Source organism: Brevibacillus sp. HD3.3A, assembly GCF_013284375.2.
Lineage (GTDB): Bacteria > Bacillota > Bacilli > Brevibacillales > Brevibacillaceae > Brevibacillus > Brevibacillus parabrevis.
Genome location: NZ_CP085874.1, coordinates 1398755 through 1417170, shown reverse-complemented (window position 1 = coordinate 1417170; position 18416 = coordinate 1398755). Strand labels below are relative to the sequence as shown.

The window sequence follows — 18416 nt, the reverse complement described above, 5'->3', positions numbered from 1 at the left end:
CTCTTTTCCCTAAAAAAAGGGGGTCTCCTGCCGAATACTCGGCTGATGAGACCCCCCCCCTGGAGCTAATGCTTCTATAGATCAGATCTAGCGTACGGTTACGACGATTGGCGTTTTCTTGCCGCCGTAGCTGACGTAAATGGTAGCTTTGCCGGAGCCAGTCGCCTTGATGATCCCGTCCTTCACGTCTGCTACGAGCAGGCGAGAGGTGGTCCACAGGGCTGGCTTCGTGACGTTCGCTTCGGTGCCGTCCATGTAAGTCGCGATCGCGCTGACTTGCTTCGACTCGCCTTTGCTCATGACGACTTGAACGACGTCTGTTTTCAAATATTTCAGCGTGTCCACATCGACCGGGATGCTCACGCTCTTGTCGCTGTATTTGGCGCTGATTGTCGCTTTGCCGAAAGCCAGACCTTTGACCAAGCCTTTGGATACGTCGGCAATTTTATAGTTGCTGACCTTCCAGTCTGCCATGTTCGTGACGTCCATCGTGCGGCCGTCTGACATGGTTGCGGTCAGGGTGATTTGTACCCCGCCACCGTTTGATTTCAGGCTGACAAAGCGCTTGTCCGCCTCCAGCTTGGTCACAATGCCTACTTCTACCGGAAGCGATACAGACTTGCTTCCGTATTTGAAAGTGATTGTCGCGCGGCCGTTGGCAAGCCCACGCACTTTGCCGTTTTCCACATCCGCTACCTTCAGGTTGGTCGAGGTCCAATCTGCGGTTTTGGATACATCGATAGTGGCGCCGGAAGCGTCTGTCGCTTTCAATTCGATTGAGGCCGTGTCATTGACGTTGATGATCAAGATTCGCGGATTGATAGTCAAGGTCTGTGCCTGGTCTACCTCGACCGTCACGGTCACGCTCTTGCCTTCAAAAGAACCTGTGATCGTCGCTTTCCCGGAGCCGATTGCTGTAATTTTGCCTGCGTTCACTTCGGCTACTGCCGCAGAAGTGGACGTCCAAGTCGCTTGCTCATTGATGTTGTTTTTGACTGTTCCATCCGCATAAGTGGCGGTCAGCTTGACTTCCTGGCTGTCGCCTTTGCTTAAGACCACTGACTTTTTGTCTACCGTCAAAGATTGCAGGACACCGACCGATACCGGAATGGTGATCGAGCGTGTGCCAAACGTCGCTGTGATCGTTGCGGCACCCGTCGCTACACCTGTGACCAGACCTTGGCGCACGGTTGCAACTGCTGGCGCGCTGGATGTCCAGGTGACTTTTTGTGTCACATCTTCACTGCTTGCGTTCGGGAAGGCAGCCGTTACTGTGATCTGCTTGACGTCGCCTACCTGAATTGCCACTTTGGAAGGATTCGCTGTCAAGCTTTGCGGTACATCCACGTCTACCACGAAGTTCGCTGTCTTGCCGCCGTATTTCGCCGTCAATGTCGCGGAGCCCGCTTTGTAAGCCGTAATGGTTTTCCCGCTGGCAAACACGATGTCCGGTTGATCCGAGGACCATTCCAGCTTGTCCGTAATATACTCACTTTGTCCATCTGCAAAATAAGCTTTTACCACTACGTTGTTGCCATTTGGTGCCGTTCCTACTTCCACGCTTTTGCCGCTTTGCATCGTCAGGTAGGACGGAATGATATCCAGCGAGCGCGGCACTTCTACATCAACGAGAATTTGCACCGTTTTGTTGCTGTATTTCGCCGTAATGACGGCTTCGCCTGAAGCTACAGCATGAATTTTCCCGTTGCTGTAGTAAGCGACGTTTTCCTTGTCCGAGGACCATTCTGCCTTGTCCTTCACGTCGACAGGAGTGGTGGAGTTGGCATAGGTAGCTTCCAGCTTGACCGTCTGCTCTGCGCCAACTTTCAAAAAGACGTTTTGTGGCGAAACGACCAGTCGTTGCGTATTGTCCACATCCACCTTGATCGTAGCTGTTTTTGTCCCGTATGTGGCGGTAATGGTGGCAGTACCCGCGCTGTAGGCGGTAATTTTTCCTTTGATGGCGTCTGCTACTGCAGCGTTATCAGAAGACCATTCTGCTTTTGCAGCGACATCCTTATCTTCGGAGCCATCCGGATAAATCGCGGTCAGCACGATGTTTTGCGATTCTCCCAAAAGCAGCGACAGTTGGGTTTTGTCCGGGTCGAGTCGATGCGCAATCTCGACGCTTACCTGCATGCTTGTAGACTGACTGCCAAACTTGGCAGTAATCGTTGCCGTACCGGAGCTAAGCCCTCTGATCTTGCCGTTGATCACGGTGGCGACGGCCGGCTTGTCGATCGACCAGTCTGCTTTTTCTGTTACTTTTTCCGGTTCGCCTTCGCTGTAATACGCAGTCAATTCAACCGTTTTCTCTTCCCCGATGCGGGTGTTGACCGACTGCTGATTCAACGACAGCGCCTTGACTTTTTTCGTGACGGTTACATTGACGATGGCTGTCTGGCCCATATATTCCGCAGTAACTACGGCGTTTCCAACAGCCTTGGCCGTGATTTGTCCTGAGTAGACGTTAATCACTTTGCCCTGGTCAGGGCTTTGCCAATTCGTCTTTACCGTAACATCTTCTGTTTTTCCGCTCTCGTAAAGGGCTGTGGCTCCTACGGATACCGTGTCACCCAACTCTACCGTTACCTCGTTTTTGGTCAGCACCAGGCGGTTGATTACTTCCGCAGCCAATCCGACCCCTGCGCTCCCGGTTCCCACAAAAAGCAGGGCGGCCAGAAACAAGAGCATTGTTTTTTTCCAGAACATTGCCAGCCTCCTCGCAAGTATGACATTTGCTGTTTTTCGAAACCATTCCACCATTACTATATCGGCATTTGCGAGAAATAATTTACCAGTGATTTATGTCGGCCATGTGTCGAAGGGTGTAACTAGACAGCTGTTTCCACGTCTAATGAAAGAGAAAGAACTAGCATTTGTGCGAAAAAGAGAGATACAAGGGAGCAGCAAAAAAATGAAGAATCTAGCAAAACGACTGCAAATATTTTTTCCGCGAAGAGTTTTGATCGCGTTGGCTATCCTTTTTCTGATCGGCGGAGTGTGGGTCGGCTATCATTGGTGGCGGATTGAACAAGCAGCCGCACAGGCGATTCCTCGCCATGCCGATATCGGAATTGTCCTCGGCGCTGCTGTGTGGGGGGAAGGCCCCAGTCCCGGACTGCGCGAACGACTGGAGCAAGCCGTCCGGCTGTACGAAGATGGGTACGTTTCCACTTTGCTGGTCACTGGCGGGCTTGGTGAAGGCAAGACGCGAACAGAAGCAGAGGTCAGCCGCGAGTATTTGATCGCCCACGGCGTTCCGTCCGGGCAGATTCTCATGGAAGACGAATCTACCAGTACATACGAAAACCTGCTGAATAGCCAGCAGGTTTTGGAAAAGCACTCTATTCGACATGTGTTGATCATTAGCCACGACTACCATTTGGCGCGGGCGATGACGATGGCTGAATCGCTGGGAATCAACGCCTCTCCCGTCGCCGTCCATTCGCACGTCCTGTTTGGACCGTACCATCGCGGCAGAGAAGTGCTGGCTCTCTCCTATTGGGAGGTTTCCAGCCTGTTCTCATTAGTTGCCCGCTCGGTGGTTCTGGCGGCGGATTTCGTAGACGTCCACAAAATGGCGAATCCGCTCCATGATCCGGGCCGCTTTCGTCTGTTCAATCCGGTTGCCGTTGGAGATAGACAGATGCTCCTGTAGTTCCTCCAGCGAGTAATTCGATGTAAACAAAGTCGGCAGGTGATTGTTCGCCCGCTGGTTCAGGATGACTCCCAAAATCTCGTCGCGCACCCATGGCGTCAAGTTTTCCGCGCCAATATCGTCCAAGATAAGCACGGGCACTTCTTTGAGCAACTCGAGCTTTCCGGCATACGATTGATCCGAGATCGAGTCTTTCATTTCGCGGATAAAATCGGGAACGTAAACGAGCAGGGAAGCCACGTTCTTCTCGGAAAGCTCGCGGCCGATCGCGCCCATGATGTAGCTTTTTCCTACGCCGAACGGGCCGTGAAAATACAGACCTTTTACCCGCTCGCCCGTGCCGATCTTTTCACAAAACTGCACGGCCGCTTCCACCGAGGCCAAATTGTCTGTGTCGATGACCATTCCTTCAAAGCTCGCGTTCAATGTCTCTTCTGACACGTAGTAGCTGCGCATGAGGCGGCGGCGGCGCACTTCTTCCTCATGGGCAAGCTGCTTGGAACAGGGAGTGATGGAGCTGACGATGTTCTGGTGGGCCACTTCCAGCTGCGTGCTGTGGCCCTTGACCAGATTCGGGCACTCTTTCAGCCCTGGACAACGCTCGCACCAATACTGTTCTTTGACCGCTGTATATATACTGGAGAGCGAGCGCAGGTAATCGTCTCGGGTCAATGCCGGGTGCTCCGCTTGAAATGCTTTCAGATAGGCGGACGAACGAAACATTTTATCCAATTGCTGATCGGGTGTCAGCAGCTGACGCGGTGTTCGCTTGGCAAGCTCCTGCATGAACTCACTGATAGATTCCATTTTCCCTCACGCTCCTTACTTCCGTTTTCGCAGTGTTTCCAGTCTCTTCTGCAAGTCCGGAAAATCTTGAATCGACTGTCCTTTGGCAACGTCTGGCGCTGCCTTTTCCTGCGACATTTGCCACTCCACCGAAGCCGGCAGCTTGTCTTGCAAAATCGCCCTGCCGTTGCGTCTGACTGGCGTCGTTTCCTTTTTCGCTGTCTTGGCTTTCTCGGCCGATTGCGCCCGTTGCTCGGAGCGCTCTACGATCTGCTTCACCGCTTCATCGACCGTGGCGATCCGCTTGGCCTTCCAGCTGTCGCGAATCGTCTCCATGTACGCTTTTGGCAGCTCCATTTGCATGCTGGCGAGCGTGTGCAAAAGCAGTGCGTTCACTACTTCAGCGGACATGCCGTCTGCAAAAACGAGCGTCTCCGCCCGCTCCAAGTACACTTTGCTCACGCGGCCGCCCACGACCTTTTCGAGCAGCGCAAGCGGGGAAAGCAAGCGGCATGCACGGACAAACGCTTCGCTGCCCGGCTCGGGCAACTTGCCTGGCCCCCAGTCGTCATCCAGCGATGCAGGCGCCGAATCGCTGCGGTACAGCTTGTCTTCCGTGTAGCGCTGCATGAGCCGTTTGCGCAGCACATCCCCGTCCAAACTCCGATCCGTATTGTACAACGTCCAGTCCCGCAGTTCCTGCCCCATTCCCCAACTGTCCAACTGATAAAAATGGCAGAGGGAAAACAACAGCTCCATGCTTTTGCCATCCAGAACCTTGGCAGGATCGGCATTGTCCGGCAAATAAAGCCGCAGCGACGACACGCTCAGCGAGTGGTTCACCTGGGCCTCGAAGCCGGATTTCATCGCAGCCTGCGGGAAGCTCGTCTCCATCTCGCTCAAAAAGCGCTCGCGCTCCGAACCTTTTTTCACTTCCAGCTCCGACGGTTTCAACGATTGGAACACTTCATGAAAATCTTTCGTTATGTTTTCGACCTGCGAATATTCTTCCGCCAACTGGCTGCCCAGCCCATCCGCATACTGCTGGCGCAGCTGGGAGAAGCGGACGTTTTCGATCTTGTTGAGCAGCATCAGCGAGAGGACGTAATCGGCAAAAAACTCTCCGGGTGCAAGCGGAGGTTTGATCAAGTATTCGTAGTAATAATCGCGCTGCTGGTTTTCGCGGCGGCGCACTTCTACAAGTCCGATGGCCTCCAGACGTTCACGCGCATCCAGCAAACGATCCAGGGACAAGGAAGACGCAAGCATGAGACTGCGGTGGGTTCCCTCCGCAGAGGCCCCGCTCGCTTCCTGCATGCTATGGACAAGCATTTGGTAGAGGGCGTACGATTCGACGCCAATGATCGGCAAGTACAACTGCGTGACAAACCCCATTTCCGAAAAACTGAGAGGTCTTGCCAGCCGCACCAAATAACGATCCTTGGGCAACAATTCGTTCCAGACTAAACGGCGCATCCGATCTTTCCTTCCTGACAAAATTCGATTCTTTTATTATAGCATGGCAAACGAATGTGCGTAGAAAAATAACTGGAAAGCAAAGAAGCCCTGGCGTTTTTTCGCAAGAGCGTGAGGAGAAATCTATAGGAGCGGACGCGTCCGCCTTTCTCTATGATTCTTTTGGGGATGATGGCTGGCTGCCCCTCGCCTGCGTCAGAAGCTCCTCCAGCTCTTTCATGAATACATTGATATCTTTGAATTGGCGGTAAACGGACGCGAAACGGACGTAAGCGACTTCATCTACGTGGTACAAACGTTCCATGACCTTTTCCCCGACGTCGTTGCTCGGGATCTCGGCCTGGCCGCAACTGCGCAATTCTTTTTCGATGTCGTTTACCACATTTTCCAGGACTTCCAAAGGAACGGGCCGCTTCTCGCAGGCGCGCACCAATCCGCGCAGCACCTTTTCACGGCTGAACTCTTCGCGGGTGCCATCCTTTTTCACAATCAACAGCGGGGTCTCCTCGACCATTTCAAATGTAGTAAAGCGACGCTCGCACGATTCGCACTCACGGCGGCGACGGATCGATTTATTATGATTAAACGGACGCGAATCCAGGACTTTAGTCCCGTTGTATTCACAAAATGGACAACGCATATCAGAATCAACTCCAATATTGACAATACATGTCTACAGTGTCCCTCATATTCCAGTCAGAAGTCAAGTCAATCCTTGTACCTATTTATATGATAAGTCGTTTGGAGTACAATATGGGTACTGTTGGAGGGATTGCAATGCGTTTAGTTTCTTTAAGACAAGTCCAGCCGGGAATGAAGCTCGGCCGTACCGTTTTCACGGAAGATGGCAAAGTGCTGCTTGGCGTCGGTATGCAATTGACAGAGCGCTTGATTTCTGGGCTCCAGCGATCTGGTGTGGACTCTGTGTACATCGATGACCCGCGTACAGAAGACATCGTGGTGGAGGAAGTCATTCGCCCCCAGACTAGACAAATCGCGGTCGAAGTCATCGAAAAGACGATCAAGCAGATCACCAACTCAAACAAGCTCGCCCGTAAAATCTCCTTGAAAGAGATGGGGTTGCATTTTCAACGGGCTTTTAGCTCCATTCTGGACGACCTGATGCAAAATAAACAAATGGTCGGCCACCTGACGACAATCTCTTCTCACTCTCCGTCCTTGTATCATCACTCGGTCAACGTGGCCGTGCTCGCGACAGCCGTCGGCATGTCGATCGGCTACAACCGGACACAACTGATGAACCTGGGCGTTGGGGCCATGCTGCATGATATCGGCAAAGTCAGCTTGCCTGAAGAGTTGTTGCAGAAAAAAGAGCGCTGGAACGCGGAAGAACAAGAGATTGCCAAGCAGCATACCACGCTCGGATTTAATCTGCTCCGCAAGCAGCATGACATTTCTTTGATGTCCGCACACGTCTGCTTGCAGCACCACGAACGGCTGAACGGAAGCGGATATCCTCAAGGACTGGTCGGAAAGCAGATTCACGAATTTGCCCAAATCGTGGGCATCTGCGATATTTACGATTCATTGACTTCGCCTCGTCCTTGGCGTAAACGATACATGCCGCAAGATGCCGTCGAATACTTGCTCGGCTCGGGCGGTCACCTGTTCGAGCACCATCTCGTGAACGCCTTTATCAAGCATATCGCCATCTTCCCGATCGGAAGCAGCGTCGTTCTCAATACAGGCGAGACAGGAGTAGTCAGCCGTGTTGACCCGGACTATTCGCATCGGCCAACGGTGCGTATCCTGAGAGACGGCCGCGGCAACGATGTCATCGCTCCTTACGATCTCAACCTCAAGGAGAACATCAGGCTGTTTATCATCGGGTTCGAAGATGACCAGTTGTTTAACATCAGTGGATTGTCTGAATCCGAATCCTCGTGACTTGCTTGCAAACATATCCGGCTTCGCCCACTTGCGGCGAAGCTTTTTCTTTTCCCTTCTCATGTCATGAAAAAACCCTCTGCCCGTTCAATCGGGACAGAGGGTTCTCCATAGCAGCAACTTAGTTTACACCAGCTGTAGCCGCTTCTTTCACAGTTGTTTGGTTGTGCATCTCAGATACGTGGCGAACCAGGTCAACAACGCGGCAGGAATAGCCCCACTCGTTGTCGTACCAAGCGATCACTTTTACTTGGTTGGTTCCCATTACCATGGTGGACAAACCGTCTACGATCGAGGAGTTGTCGTTTCCGTTGAAGTCGCTGGATACGAGCGGCTCGTCGCAAAATTCCAGGTAGCCTTTCATATGGCCTTCGCTCGCTTCGCGCAGCACGCGGTTCACTTCTTCGACCGTTACAGGCTTTTTCGTGTTGATCACCAGGTCCACAACCGACACGTTAGGAGTTGGGACACGCAGCGCGAAGCCGTTCAGCTTGCCGTTCAGCTCAGGCAACACTTTGCCTACCGCGCGGGCAGCACCTGTAGTGGTCGGGATGATGGACTCGCCAGCAGCGCGGGCACGGCGCAGGTCTTTGTGTGGGTTGTCGATGTTTACCTGATCGTTCGTAATCGAGTGAATGGTTGTCATCAAGCCTTGCTCGATGCCGAATGCATCATTCAGCACTTTTGCCACAGGAGCGAGGCAGTTGGTTGTGCAGGAAGCGTTGGACACGATATGGTGATTCGCATGGTCGTAGATGGTATCGTTTACACCCATCACAATCGTTGCGTCTTCTTCCTTGGCAGGAGCGGTAATGACTACTTTTTTCGCTCCGCTTTGCAGGTGCTTGCCAGCGCCTTCGCGGTCTTTGAATTTGCCTGTCGCTTCTACGACGATTTCCACGCCCAGTTCGCCCCAAGGCAGTTTCAGCGGGTCGCGGTCAGACAGGACAACTGTCGCTTTGCCATCTACGATGATTTTGTTGTCTTGTACTTCTACTTTATTTTGCAGGCGTCCGTGAATGGTATCGTATTTGAGCAAATGTGCAAGCGTCTCCGCTGGGTAGCTAGCGTTGATCGCTACGATTTCAATGTTGGGGTCCTGAATAGCGCGGCGGAATACCATGCGCCCGATACGGCCGAAACCATTAATACCAATTTTGATTGTCATAAATAGAAACCCCTTTCGCGATTAAGTTACGCTCATCTGTTACTTTCATTATAATAAGTATAACACAATTATCAATGTGTTTTACTGAAAAATAAATATTTGGACGATTTTCCCCTCCTATTTTTTGTCCGTTTTGTTTCTTAGCCTGCCCTAAACACGAACAAAAGCCGCCCTCATACACGAGAAGCGGCTTTTACCTCAATTGGAAGTCATATATGCGCTTGTAACGGTCATGATAATAGAGGACTCGCTGCACGTACTGGCGCGTCTCCCCGAACGGAATGTCTTCAATCGTCTCGCGGTGCCCGCTCCACTGCTCGGTCGTCAGCCAGCCGTTCACTTTTCCCGGGCCGGCGTTGTAGGCGGCGACGACCTTGATCAGATCGCCCTCATACCGATTGAGCAAAAAGTTCAAATACCATGTTCCGATCTCGATGTTCATGACCGGATCGTACAAGTATTGCTCGTCTTTCGGTTGAAATTTGGCCTGAGTGACGATCCATTCAGCGGTGTCGGGCATGATTTGCATCAAGCCAACTGCGCCCTTTTTCGAGACGCGATCCGTCTTGAAGCCACTCTCCGAACGGATGACGGCCAACACGAGATAAGGGTCCACATTGTATTTGATCGCTGCTGTCAAAATTTCCTGCTGATACTTGATCGGGTACATCCACTTCCAAACCATAGGCGTGCCTTGCAGCAAAAAAACGCTCATCAAGACGAGCAGGATGAATGCTGCGCGTTTGCCTGATTTCATGATCGCAGCTCCGCCCGAATCTCGGCGAGAAGGGCTTCCACTTGTCGCTCTGTCTCTTCGCGTGAAAAGGAGTTGTCGATCAAAAAGTCGGCTTCCAGCTTCTTCTGGTCAATCGGAAATTGCGCTCGCAACCGTTTTTGCGCCTGTTCTTCTTCCAACTCGTCCCGTTCCATCATGCGGGCGAGCTGCATATCGCCTGGCGCGTAGACCACGACGATTTTCTCGACCATGTGTTGCAGCTTGCTCTCGAACAACAGCGGGATGTCCATAAACACGATGTCAGCCCCGTTGGCCTCTGCTGCTTCCGCTTCCTCCCGCATGACTCTCCGTACCTCAGGATGGACGATGGCATTCAGCTTTTGTCGCTCGGATTCGTCTGAGAACACGATTTCTCCCAGCCCTTTTCGATCAATCTGACCGTCTTCCAGCAAAATGTCTCTTCCAAAATGACGCACAATCGCTTCATAGGCTGGTTTCCCCGGCTCTACGACTTCTCTGGCAATCTGATCCGCATCGATCACGGGAATCCCGCGTTCTCTGAGCATCCCTGTGACTGTGCTCTTGCCAGTGGCGATCCCGCCTGTCAATCCTAAAATCATATCCATCCTCCTCCCTCGGCAAAAATGTTACTTCTTCTGGCACACCGGACAAATATGGGTTCCTCTGCCACCCACGACAAAGCGGACGATCTCGGCTCCGCAGCGGACGCAAGCCTCGTTTTTCCGTCCATACACCGTAAGCGATTGCTGGAACATGCCCATCTCGCCCTGGCCGTTCACGTAGGACTTGATGGAGCTGCCTCCTTGCTCGACAGCCTCGGACAAAGTAGCGACGATGCTCTCGTGCAGTCGTTCGACCTCTTCGCGCGTCAATTCTCCTGCCGGCTTCTCCGGGTGGATTCCTGCCTTAAACAGCGACTCGTCCACATAAATATTCCCCAGCCCGACAATACATTCCTGGTTCAGAAGGAGCGGTTTGATTTTTGTTGACCGCCCTGCCAAAAGCTTGGCGAGAACATCGGGAGTAAAGCTCTCTTCAAGCGGCTCTACTCCCAGTTTTGCCAACGGCCCGGTCGCTGTTTCCATTCCTTTTGGAAAAAGATCCATCGTCCCGAACTGGCGCACGTCGCGATAACGCAGCTCCGACTGATCTGTAAAATGGAACACGACATGCGTGTGCTTTTCCATCGGCTCTTCCGACTGGTACAATCCGTACCTTCCTTCCATCCGCAGATGGGAGATCAGCACATCCTGATCCATGAAAAATTGAATGAACTTGGCCCGGCGCGAGATGTCCTGAATCGTTTGTCCCGCCAATTGGGCCTTGAATTGTTCGATATCATCCGGCTGGCGAATGATTCGGGGCAGATGGACACTGACCCGCTCAATCGTTTTTCCCAGCACCAAACTGCGCAGTGTGCGCACAACGGTTTCTACCTCTGGCAACTCCGGCATGGTGCCTCCTCCTCTCGCTGTCTCTTTGCTTCTTCTATTGTTTACGGCGACACGCCTGCTTACTTCGCTTCGTACCAGCTGCGTCCGTCACTCACGTCCACTTTGAGCGGAACATCGAGCGCAAGCGCCCCTTCCATGACTTCCGGCACGAGCTTGCGCATGATCTCAAGCTCGTCTTTTGGCACTTCAAACACAAGCTCATCGTGCACCTGCAAAAGCATGCGGCTGGACAGCCCTTTTTCCACCAGACTCTCTTGCATGCGAATCATCGCCAGCTTGATGACATCCGCCGCTGTCCCTTGAATCGGCGTGTTCATCGCTGTGCGCTCTGCAAAGGAACGCAGATTGAAGTTGCTGCTGCGAATGTCCGGCAAATAACGGCGGCGGTGCAGCAGAGTGGTCACGTAGCCATCCTGCTTGGCCTGCTGAACGATCTCTTCCATCCAATGTTTCACGCCGGAGAAAACGGCGAAGTAACGCTCGATAAAATCGGCCGCTTCCTTGCGGGTGATGTTCAAGTTTTGCGACAATCCGTAGTCGCTGATCCCGTAGACGATGCCGAAGTTGACCGCTTTGGCCTGACGGCGCATCAGCGAAGTCACTTCGTCTTCGCTCACTCCGAACACGTCCATCGCTGTCCGCGTATGAATGTCCATCCCTTTTTGGAACGCGTCGATCAGATTGGCGTCGCCGGAAATATGGGCGAGAATCCGCAGCTCGATCTGCGAGTAGTCCGCCGCCAGCATGTACCAGTCCTCCTCGGACGGGATGAACGCTTCGCGGATTTTGCGGCCTTCCTCCATGCGGATCGGGATGTTTTGCAGGTTCGGCTCCGTACTCGACAAACGTCCTGTGGCGGTAGTGGCCTGATTGTACAACGTGTGCACCTTGCTCGTCTTCGTATGAATTTCTTTAATCAAGCCTTCAATGTACGTAGAGCGAAGCTTCCCGAGCTGGCGGAAGTTTAGGATCGCGTCGATAATCGGGTGATACGGTGCCAGCTTCTCCAACACGTCTGCGCTGGTCGACGGACCTGTTTTCGTTTTTTTGATCACAGGCAAAGACAGCTTGTCGAACAAAATTTCACCCAATTGCTTCGGCGAGTTGATGTTGAACGAACCGCCAGCCAGGTCGTAAATCTGGGTGGTCAAATCAGCCAGCTTTCTGTCCAGCTCTTCCCCCATCTGTGCCAGGCGCTCGCTGTTGACCTTGATGCCCTGCTTCTCCATTTGCGCCAACACCATGCTGAGCGGCGCTTCCAGATCGCGGAGCAGCTCCACCATTTCATTTTCCACCAGCTGCTCGCGCAGGACGGGAACGCTTTGCCAAATCGCGGCGGCCTTGTGCGCTACATGCTCACTGAGCACATCCATCTCTGGAACAAGCCGTTTGGCTCCTTTTCCATATACCTCTTCGTCGGACAGTACGCGTACGTGGGCATATTGCGAAGCGATGCTGTCAAGCGTAGGGTTGCTCTCCGCAGCGTTGAGCAAATAAGACGCGAGGTACACGTCAAAGCTGATCCCTTTCGCCTCCAGCTCATGCCAGGCTAGGCCGACCGTGTCGCGCTTGCCGTCAAACGCCCACTTTTCCTGCGCCGGGTCAGCCAGCCACGTACAGAATGCCTTCCATTCGCGTGCCACGTCCCACGGTACGAACAGGACGTTCTCTTCTGACGCCAGACCGAAGCCAAGAATCGGCGCATGGTGGTAGTTCTCCCCATCCATTTCGATGTACAGCGCCATTGGCGAGGTCAGCTTGTCTGCATGCTTGTCGGCATTTTCCTCCGTGACCACTTCGAAGTGGAACGGCTTCGCCTCTGCTTGCTCGCTGCCTTCTCCTGGCTGTGCCACCTTGATTTTGGAGAGCAGCGACTTAAATTCCATCTTTTTAAAGAAGTCGCTGACGAGCGCTCCGTCATAGCCGGCGTACGCTGTCTCTTCGACTTGCAATTCGACCGGAGCTTCGCGCAAAATCGTCGCCAACGCCTTGCTCATGTTGGCCTTGTCCACGTTCTCGCGCAAGTTTTCTTGCAGCTTTTTGCCGGAGATGCGATCGATGTTTTCCAGCACCTTCTCGACAGAGCCGTATTCGTGCAACAGCTTCAGGGCTGTTTTCTCGCCGACGCCGGGAACACCCGGAATGTTGTCGGACGAATCGCCCATCAAGCCTTTCAGATCAATGATTTGCAGCGGCGCAAGGCCGTATTTTTCCTGAATTTCCTGCGGGGTGTACAGCTCGATTTCACTGACGCCTTTGCGAGTCAGCGCGACCGATATGTGATCGGACACGAGCTGGAGCATGTCTTTGTCCCCGGTAATGACGGTCGTTTTCCAAGACTGCTCGTCCGCATGCTTGGTCAGCGTACCGATAATGTCGTCGGCCTCGTAGCCCTCCAGCTCAAATCGCTTGATGGAAAAGGCGTCCAGAAGCTCGCGAATCAGCGGAAACTGCTCGGACAGCTCAGGTGGTGTCTTGCTGCGTCCACCCTTGTACTCTGCGTATTCGCTGTGGCGAAACACAACTTTTCCGGCGTCAAAAGCAACCATGATATGCGTTGGCTTCATTTCTTCCAGCACTTTCAGCAGCATGGTGGTAAAACCGAGCACTGCGTTCGTATGCAGTCCAGCTGACGTGGACAACAAAGGGAGCGCGTAAAACGCCCGGTTAGCAACACTGTTTCCATCAATCAACACAAAATGACTCAAGGAATCCGACCCCTCTCGTGGCGAAACTACTATCTTTTATCGTAACATAGGGCGATTGCATAAGCCAAGCCGCAGATGTCGCGGGTAAACACGGGCATGGTTGAACAGACTATGAAAAAAATGACAAGGAAGGCGATTGCATGCAACTGCTCAAAAAAATCCCGTTGATTGTAGCGCTTCTGCTCTCGTGTTTTGCCTTTTCCACGGCGACAACGGCAAATGATACGCCTTCGCCCGAACAGCCAAAGCCGAAGCCAAAGCACCTGATTGCTTTTGTTATCGATGATTTTGGCAACAACATGGCGGGAACAGAAGAAATGCTGAACATGCCCGTACCGCTGACAGTTGCGGTCATGCCGTTTATGCCCAGTACGAAGCAGGACGCCGAGCTTGCCCACCAAAAAGGGCACGACGTATTCGTCCATATGCCGATGGAGCCGGTAAAAGGCAAACGCTCCTGGCTCGGCCCCGGGGCGCTCACCACGGATTTGTCCGATGAAGAAATCCGCAAGCGCGTGGAAAAGGCGATTGATGACGTGCCGCACGCGATCGGGATGAACAACCATATGGGCTCAAAAGTGACGGCGGACGAGCGAATCATGCGCATCGTGATGAGCGTCATCAAAGAGCGCGGTCTGGTTTACCTGGACAGCAAAACAACCGACAAGAGCGTCGCAGGCAAGGTCGCGGCTGAAATGGGGGTTCCCCATGCAGAAAACCGGATTTTTCTCGACGACCAGTACACCGTGCCGCACATCACCAAACAAATGGAGAAAATATGCAAGCTGATCGATAACCACCCGGTTTGCATCGCGATCGGGCATGTCGGCCCTCCTGGCAAGAAAACAGCCTCCGTTCTGCGCCAGTACATCCCGCGGATTCAGAAGGAGGCCGAATTTGTAACTATCTCGAAGCTTATTCAACAATCCGGCCATTGATTTGCTCAATCAATGGCTCTTGCCACCAGCTTTCTTCTGTGGACGCCTCCATTTTCAAATTTCCCGTCAAGGTCACGTACTCGCTCACGGCATCGCTGATCGCCTGGGCGATTTTTTCTTGTGACTGGGGATGGGTAAGCATATGTCGGTCAGAAGCGTTGCTGATAAATCCCATTTCCACAATGACGGACGGACAGTATTGGTGGCGAAGTACGTAGTACGTTTTGCCTTTGACTGGTTTGTCATTGGTGTTCGCCAGACGGTTGAGGGAGCTTTGCAAAAGATCCGCCAGCATGTAGCTCTGCTCGTTGCTCTGGTAGAGCACGACAGGGCCGCGGCGGCGCGCATCTTTTGACCAGTTGACGTGCAGGCTCAACATCATTTGCGGCACCATTTCTTTCGCCAAGTTTTTGCGCTGGGCCAGGTCGCGAATGTGCCGGGAGCGATTCCCCAGCCAGCGGTTGTCGTCGCTCAGCGCGATATCCTCGTACCGATTGAGCGCGACGCTGTACCCCGCTTTGGTCAATTGCTCATACAAGCGCTTGGCGATTTGCAGATTGATGTCCTTTTCGTAAAGGTCGCCATACGACGTGCCGGAATCAATCCCTCCGTGACCGACGTCAATCAAAATGTGGATGGGAGTCAGCGGGATCGCTTCTGTCCGGGCCGGAAAACTGACGACGACGAACAGGAACAGCAGGACAGCAACACGGAAAAAGAAAGGTAGATATCTCATGCTTGTAGGATTGCCTGATTGAAAAAAAACCTTTCAGGCAACTGGGTAAGCATAACATTGTGAATTTTTCAGGCGGACGTTACAATAGAGAACATCGTGACTTTTAGCAGACATAAGAAGGTGTACTCATGAATCATTCATTGGAAAAACCGCCTTTTCCCCCGTATCTCGCGCTGTTGATCGGGGTGATTGCGATTTCTTCGTCCGCGATTTTCGTCAAACTGTCCAGTGCACCTGCACCGATCATCGCCACGTATCGGCTGATTTTTTCTGTCGTGCTCACGCTTCCTTTTTTGCTCTGGAATCGCGGTGCCATCGCCGAGATCGGAAAAATGAGCAAAAAAGTGTGGCTACTCTGTCTATTGTCTGGCGCATTTTTGGCCAGCCACTTTCTGTTGTGGTTCGAATCGTTGAACTACACATCTGTAGCCAGTTCTACGGTTCTCGTAACGTTGCAGCCCTTGTTCGCCTTTATCGGCGGTTACTTTTTCTTCGGGGAACGCGTGCGGCTGCTCGCGCTCTCTGGCGGACTGCTCGCGATCGTGGGCAGCTTCGTCATCGGCTGGGGTGATTTTCAGGTCGGGGGAATGGCTCTTTTTGGCGATGCCCTCGCCTTGCTCGGAGCGGTGACCGTTACAGGCTACTGGCTGGTCGGCCAATACGTCCGCCAGCACATGTCTTCGTTCTCCTATACACTCGTCGTCTACTCTGCGACGAGCGTGATTCTCGTGGCGTACGATCTCGCACTGGGCTATCCGCTGGTCGGCTATCCCGCGCAAGACTGGGGTTGGTTTTTCTGCCTCGCCCTGTTCCCGACTTTGCTTGGGCACTCGATCTTCAACTGGGTGATCAAGTGGCTGAGTACGACCACGATTTCGATGGGAATTTTGGGAGAACCGATCGGGACGGCCATCCTGGCTTACTTTATTTTGGGAGAGATCGTTACGGTGCCGCAATGGGTAGGCGGCCTTGTCATCATCGCAGGTATTTATTTGTTCATTCGCTATAACCAACCAGCTAAAGGAGTGTCCCAAGGTGAACAAGCACCCCCAACACCGAAAAAGCTTGCGTGAATTTGTCAAAGGACTGAACGTCTGGGCCAAGATCGGCTGGACGATTCTTTTGGGCTACATCGTCGGAAGGATCGTGTACTGGTTGTGGAAGGTTACTTCCTGACTGGATGAAAAGAGGGTCACCCCCGCAGCCTGACACAAGGCTTGCAGGAGTGACCCTTTCTTCTTAGGCAGCCGCCTTTTGTTGCTCGGGCGCCTGCGGAGCTTTCTTCGGTTTTTTATGCAAAAAGTACAAGAGTGGGATCGACAAGGCAATCGGGATGACAGAGACGAGGAACGTGTCTCCGATCCCTTGCACCAGCGCTTCTTTTGCCATCATCCCGTACAGGATCGTGCTCGCTCCGCCTGTTGCGCTCGCTGTATCTACCCCTGCCTGAACGTACAAGCCGGAAATTCCGCCGATAAACTGCGTAGCCATATCCGAGTTCAGGTTGTCGGCAATGGAAGACATGTGGAACGTTTGCCGCGCCTGCATGATCACGGTCAAAATCGCAATCGCGAACGAGCTCATGACCTGGCGCAGCACGTTCGAGAGCGGAGAAGCATCCCCGACACTCGTCCGCGGCACCGCGTTCATCCCGACCGTCGACAGCGTCATCATGCACAGGCCAATACCCACACCGCGGATGGTCAAAATCATGTCCATCCAGGAATGCATGCTGTCTGCCGCAAGATTGTGCAGCTCATAAGTCGTGATGGTCATGATCGTCAGCCCGACCAGTCCGATTGGTCCGATGCCGTATTTATCCATCAGCTTGCCGCTGATCGGCATCATGACTGCCATCGCAATCGACTGCGGCATCAGCAATATCCCTGACTCCATGGCCGTCATCCCCTGAATGTTTTGCAGGAAGATCGGCATCAGGAAGATCCCGCCCATCATCCCCATCATGACAAAACCGGACGTCAGAATACTGATGGAAAAGACAGGAATTTTCAGCAAGCGCAAGTCAAGCAGCGGCTGTTCTTTTCCAAGTTCCACCCAGACGAACAGCGCAAGGCTCGTGATGGCAACGAAGAACAGACTGACAATAAAAAAGGACGTCCATCCTTCCGCTTGTCCTTTACTGAACGCGAGCAGAAGGGCACCAAAGCCGACAATCGCCAGAAAAGCGCCGAGAAAGTCGAACTTCAACTCCGGTTTTTTCGGTGTTTCCTTGAGCAAAACCATACTCATGATTACCGCAAAAATCCCGAAAGGAACACCGACCAAAAACAGAAACTGCCAGCTCAAAAACTCAATGAGGTAACCGCCAAGAGTCGGGCCCAATGCAGGCGCCGTCATCGAAGCAATCCCGAAAATCCCCAGAGCCATCCCGATCTTTTCCCGGGGAACGATCATGTAGATCATCGACATCCCGATCGGCATGATCATCCCGCCACTCACCCCTTGCACGACGCGAAACGCAATCAAGGAAGAATCGCTCCAGGCGAGCGCACAAAGGACGGATGAGATCGTAAAGGCAGACAATGACAGGACGAATATTTTCTTTGCCCCGAATTTGGCTGACAGCGAACCGCTCATCGGAATCATGACGGCGTTTGCCAGCATGTATCCTGTCAAAACCCATTGCATGGTCTCTGTCGTGGAGCCAAAAATACTGACCATGGTGGGCAGGGCAACGTTGATCAAACTGTTATTCAAAATCGCAACGAAGGTTCCCGAGAGAATCGCGATCAATGACAGCCACATGCTGCCGTTGCCGCTCTTTTCCTCCCGCTGTGCCACCGCTTCCGCCATGTCATCACCC

General features: G+C 53.0%; 15 protein-coding genes and 1 pseudogene. 5 read left to right on the top strand and 11 right to left on the bottom strand.

Features of this window, described 5'->3' with window-relative positions:
* Positions 1 to 87: 87 nt before the first annotated feature.
* On the bottom strand, positions 88 to 2712 hold the full coding sequence (locus HP435_RS07035) for an Ig-like domain-containing protein (protein ID WP_122962937.1): 2625 nt from the start codon (positions 2710 to 2712) through the stop codon (positions 88 to 90).
* A 19-nt stretch (positions 2713 to 2731) separates the two neighbouring features.
* Here HP435_RS07035 and HP435_RS07030 point away from each other — a divergent pair.
* Positions 2732 to 3451 (top strand): annotated as a pseudogene (locus HP435_RS07030) (YdcF family protein); the annotation flags it as partial.
* A gap of 78 nt (positions 3452 to 3529) precedes the next feature.
* Here the strand turns inward: HP435_RS07030 and dnaI are convergent.
* From dnaI to nrdR, 3 genes are all read right to left on the bottom strand, one after another.
* A complete protein-coding gene (dnaI, locus tag HP435_RS07025; protein ID WP_122962936.1) occupies positions 3530 to 4468 on the bottom strand; it encodes a primosomal protein DnaI in 939 nt (312 codons plus the stop codon).
* A gap of 15 nt (positions 4469 to 4483) precedes the next feature.
* Positions 4484 to 5923, bottom strand: a complete 1440-nt coding sequence (locus HP435_RS07020) for a replication initiation and membrane attachment family protein (protein WP_122962935.1) — start codon at positions 5921 to 5923, stop codon at positions 4484 to 4486.
* A 151-nt stretch (positions 5924 to 6074) separates the two neighbouring features.
* On the bottom strand, positions 6075 to 6563 hold the full coding sequence (gene nrdR, locus HP435_RS07015; RefSeq protein ID WP_122962934.1) for a transcriptional regulator NrdR: 489 nt from the start codon (positions 6561 to 6563) through the stop codon (positions 6075 to 6077).
* A 137-nt stretch (positions 6564 to 6700) separates the two neighbouring features.
* Here nrdR and HP435_RS07010 point away from each other — a divergent pair, with 137 nt between their 5' ends.
* The gene (locus HP435_RS07010) at positions 6701 to 7831 is read left to right on the top strand and encodes an HD-GYP domain-containing protein (RefSeq protein ID WP_122962933.1); all 1131 of its coding nucleotides are present in this window, start codon (positions 6701 to 6703) and stop codon (positions 7829 to 7831) included.
* Between the two features lie 121 nt (positions 7832 to 7952).
* On the opposite strand, the gene HP435_RS07005 is transcribed toward HP435_RS07010, so the two are convergent.
* The 5 genes from HP435_RS07005 to polA all read right to left on the bottom strand — a co-directional run bounded on the left by HP435_RS07005 (position 7953) and on the right by polA (position 13918).
* A complete protein-coding gene (locus HP435_RS07005; RefSeq protein WP_122962932.1) occupies positions 7953 to 8999 on the bottom strand; it encodes a glyceraldehyde-3-phosphate dehydrogenase in 1047 nt (348 codons plus the stop codon).
* 193 nt (positions 9000 to 9192) lie between these two features.
* Positions 9193 to 9756 (bottom strand): lytic transglycosylase domain-containing protein, encoded by a 564-nt coding sequence (locus HP435_RS07000; RefSeq protein WP_122962931.1) that lies wholly within the window; start codon positions 9754 to 9756, stop codon positions 9193 to 9195.
* Complete coding sequence (gene coaE, locus HP435_RS06995) at positions 9753 to 10361, bottom strand: dephospho-CoA kinase (protein WP_122962930.1); 609 nt, start codon at positions 10359 to 10361, stop codon at positions 9753 to 9755. The genes HP435_RS07000 and coaE overlap by 4 nt, the downstream gene beginning before the upstream one ends.
* A gap of 21 nt (positions 10362 to 10382) precedes the next feature.
* On the bottom strand, positions 10383 to 11210 hold the full coding sequence (gene mutM / locus HP435_RS06990) for a DNA-formamidopyrimidine glycosylase (RefSeq protein WP_173596101.1): 828 nt from the start codon (positions 11208 to 11210) through the stop codon (positions 10383 to 10385).
* Between the two features lie 59 nt (positions 11211 to 11269).
* Positions 11270 to 13918: a DNA polymerase I gene (gene polA / locus HP435_RS06985; protein ID WP_173596100.1), complete on the bottom strand. Its 2649-nt coding sequence runs from the start codon at positions 13916 to 13918 to the stop codon at positions 11270 to 11272.
* Positions 13919 to 14058: 140 nt separating this feature from the next.
* Between polA and HP435_RS06980 the strand changes: the two genes are divergently transcribed.
* Positions 14059 to 14856 (top strand): divergent polysaccharide deacetylase family protein, encoded by a 798-nt coding sequence (locus tag HP435_RS06980; protein ID WP_122962927.1) that lies wholly within the window; start codon positions 14059 to 14061, stop codon positions 14854 to 14856.
* On the opposite strand, the gene HP435_RS06975 is transcribed toward HP435_RS06980, so the two are convergent.
* Positions 14834 to 15592 (bottom strand): N-acetylmuramoyl-L-alanine amidase family protein, encoded by a 759-nt coding sequence (locus HP435_RS06975; protein WP_122962926.1) that lies wholly within the window; start codon positions 15590 to 15592, stop codon positions 14834 to 14836. The two genes, HP435_RS06980 and HP435_RS06975, sit on opposite strands and share 23 nt — an antisense overlap.
* A gap of 128 nt (positions 15593 to 15720) precedes the next feature.
* On the opposite strand from HP435_RS06975, the gene HP435_RS06970 reads away from it, so the two are divergent.
* Both HP435_RS06970 and HP435_RS06965 read left to right on the top strand, forming a co-directional pair.
* Positions 15721 to 16665, top strand: coding sequence for a DMT family transporter (locus HP435_RS06970; RefSeq protein WP_122962925.1), 945 nt, complete (start codon positions 15721 to 15723; stop codon positions 16663 to 16665).
* The gene (locus HP435_RS06965) at positions 16628 to 16768 is read left to right on the top strand and encodes a hypothetical protein (RefSeq protein WP_167470232.1); all 141 of its coding nucleotides are present in this window, start codon (positions 16628 to 16630) and stop codon (positions 16766 to 16768) included. The genes HP435_RS06970 and HP435_RS06965 overlap by 38 nt, the downstream gene beginning before the upstream one ends.
* Before the next feature lie 63 nt (positions 16769 to 16831).
* On the opposite strand, the gene HP435_RS06960 is transcribed toward HP435_RS06965, so the two are convergent.
* Positions 16832 to 18406, bottom strand: a complete 1575-nt coding sequence (locus tag HP435_RS06960) for a DHA2 family efflux MFS transporter permease subunit (protein ID WP_122962924.1) — start codon at positions 18404 to 18406, stop codon at positions 16832 to 16834.
* Between the last annotated feature and the right edge of the window lie 10 nt (positions 18407 to 18416).